This is a genomic window from Clostridium sp. (assembly GCF_040797585.1).
Lineage (GTDB): Bacteria > Bacillota > Clostridia > Clostridiales > Clostridiaceae > Clostridium_Z.
The window spans coordinates 1-3,280 of sequence record NZ_JBFNEO010000262.1; the positions used below are offsets into that span (position 1 = coordinate 1).

Here is a 3,280-nt window from a genome sequence, read left to right on the forward strand (position 1 = left end):
GGAGAATAGTTTTAATTATTCAGTATAAATTAAGTTCTAAGATAGGAACCCTATAGGATTTTTAATTTAAAACTTAGGTTATAAACTAATTTAAAGTTTATAAACTAAGTTTTTTCTAAGATTTCATCTTGAATTCAAAAGAAAAAGGATAAAAATTTAACAATTAAATTTAGCAAAGTAAAATATTAAAGGATGATAATTAGATAGAATTCTAACTTATAACAAAACAAATTAATAATTATTAATAAATTAATGGGTATAATATAGTAATATTTTAAGTTAAACCATTACATAGAAGGGGATTTTGTTAATTTAGTAAAAGATTTTAAGAGTATTTACATAAGAAAATAATTGTGATAATATTAACAATATAAAGAGGAATAAAAACAGAGTAAATAGCAATAATAGATTTATAAGTATTAAAATCTTATAATTTTTTAACTATCTTTGTTAGTTAATTAACAAACTAAGTGTTAGTAAAAATGACAAATTACTTAGCTAGATATTATTCACAAGGAATTTAACTAATTAACAGTACTATATAAATAATAGGAGTGATAATGTATGAAGGTAAATAATGTTGAAACACTTATGAAAAAATTAGAACAGATAAGAGAGGCTCAAAGAAAATTCGCAACCTATACCCAAGAGGAAGTAGATGAAATTTTTACAAAGGCTGCCATGGCTGCAAATAATGCAAGAATAGAATTATCAAAAATGGCAGTTAAAGAAACAGGAATGGGAATTATAGAAGACAAGGTTATAAAGAACCATTTTGCGTCAGAATATATATACAATAAATATAAGGATGAGAAAACTTGTGGAGTTATAGAAAAAGACGAGGCTTTTGGAATAACAAAAATAGCAGAACCTATAGGGGTGGTGGCTGCAGTAGTACCAACAACAAATCCAACTTCTACAGCGATATTTAAAGCACTTATATCCTTAAAAACAAGAAATGGAATAATATTTTCTCCTCATCCAAGAGCTAAAAACTCTACTATAAAGGCAGCGAAGATAGTTCTTGATGCAGCTGTTAAGGCTGGAGCACCAGATGGAATAATAGGATGGATTGATGAACCTTCTGTTGAATTATCTCAAGTAGTTATGAAAGAAGCAGATATAATATTAGCAACTGGTGGACCAGGAATGGTTAAAGCTGCTTACTCTTCAGGAAAACCAGCTATAGGAGTTGGTGCTGGAAATACGCCAGCTATAATTGATGAAACTGCTCATATAAAAATGGCCGTAAACTCAATTCTTTTATCTAAAACCTTTGATAACGGAGTTATATGTGCATCAGAGCAATCTATAATAGTTTTAAAAGATGTATATGAGGAAGTTAAAAAAGAACTTAATGGAAGAGGAGCTTATATATTAAAGAAGGATGAAATAGATAAGGTTAGAAAAGTCATATTAAAGAATGGAAATTTAAATGCAGATATAGTAGGTCAGCCAGCAACGAAAATAGCTGAAATGGCAGGAGTTAAGGTGCCAGAAACCACTAAGGTTTTAGTTGGGGAGGTAAAATCTGTGGAACTTGAAGAGCCATTTTCTCATGAAAAATTATCTCCGATTCTTGGAATGTATAGAGCTGAAACCTTTGAAGAGGCATTAAAAAAGGCTGAAAGGTTAGTAGAACTTGGAGGATTTGGTCATACATCAGTATTATACACCGATCAAAATAAATGTAAGGATAGAATAGCTAGATTTGGATCTACTATGAAGACTGGAAGAACCATAGTTAACATGCCGGCGGCTCAAGGAGCTATAGGAGATATATATAACTTTAGATTAGCACCATCATTAACTCTTGGTTGTGGTTCATGGGGAGGAAACTCCGTATCAGAAAATGTAGGAGTTAAACATCTTATAAATGTGAAGAACGTAGCTGAGAGGAGAGAAAATATGCTGTGGTTTAGAGTTCCAGAAAAAATATACTTTAAGTATGGTAGCTTAGGAGTTGCCCTTGAAGAACTTAAGGATATGAATAAGAAAAGAGCATTTATAGTAACTGATAAAGTATTATTTAATTTAGGATATGCAGATAAGATAACTAGTATATTAGAAAAAAATAATATAGAATTTAAAATGTTTACAGATGTGGAACCAGATCCAACATTAATGACTGCTAAAAAGGGTGCAGAGGAGATGAAGACCTTTGAGCCAGATATAATAATAGCTTTAGGTGGAGGATCAGCTATGGATGCCGCTAAAATAATGTGGGTATTATATGAGCATCCGGATGTTAAATTTGAAGATTTAGCTATGAGATTTATGGATATAAGAAAGAGAGTGTATAAATTCCCAAAACTTGGTGAAAAAGCAGAGTTAGTTTGTGTGGCAACTTCAGCTGGAACAGGATCAGAGGTAACTCCGTTTGCAGTTATAACTGATGAAGAAACAGGAGTTAAATATCCTCTAGCAGATTATGAGTTAACTCCAGATATGGCAATAGTTGATGCAGAGCTTATGATGAATATGCCAAGAGGACTTACATCAGCTTCAGGAATAGATGCTCTAACTCATGCCATAGAAGCTTATGTATCTGTTCTTGCATCAGAATTTACTAATGGATTAGCATTAGAAGCTATAAGACTTATATTTAAATATCTACCTATGGCTTATAATGAAGGAACAACTAATGTTAAAGCTAGAGAAAAAATGGCTCATGCGTCCTCTATGGCAGGAATGGCTTTTGCAAATGCATTCCTTGGAGTATGTCACTCTATGGCTCATAAGCTAGGATCAATGCATCATGTGCCTCACGGAGTAGCCAATGGATTACTTATAAATGAGGTAATTAAGTTTAATGCTACAGATAGTCCAAGAAAGCAAGCGGCATTCCCACAATATAAATATCCAAATGCTAAGTGGAGATATGCAAGAATTGCAGATTATTTAGGACTTGGTGGAAATAGTGAAGATGAAAAGGTAGAACTTTTAATAAAGGCTATAGATGAGTTAAAAGAAAAGGTTGATATACCAAAGACCATAGAAGAATTTGGAGTATCTAAAGAAAAATTCTATATTAGTTTAGATGAGATGAGTGAGCAGGCTTTTGATGATCAATGTACAGGAGCTAATCCTAGATATCCATTAATATCCGAAATTAAACAGATGTATATCAATGTATTTTCAAATAAATAGAAATAATATTTATTTCTATAGATAAACTACTTCAAAACTCAACCGTTGAATATTCTTTAAATAATGATATATGGTAGTTTAGTTTTAATTATTATACGATTTATCTGTAGATAAAACTACACTTAAAATG

The 3,280-nt window shown here is 31.3% G+C and carries 1 protein-coding gene; it reads left to right on the forward strand.

Going from position 1 to position 3,280, the window contains the following annotated elements:
• Nucleotides 1-564: 564 nt before the first annotated feature.
• Nucleotides 565-3,150: a bifunctional acetaldehyde-CoA/alcohol dehydrogenase gene (gene adhE / locus AB2369_RS12480; protein ID WP_367666801.1), complete on the forward strand. Its 2,586-nt coding sequence runs from the start codon at nt 565-567 to the stop codon at nt 3,148-3,150.
• The last annotated feature ends 130 nt before the right edge of the window (nt 3,151-3,280 follow it).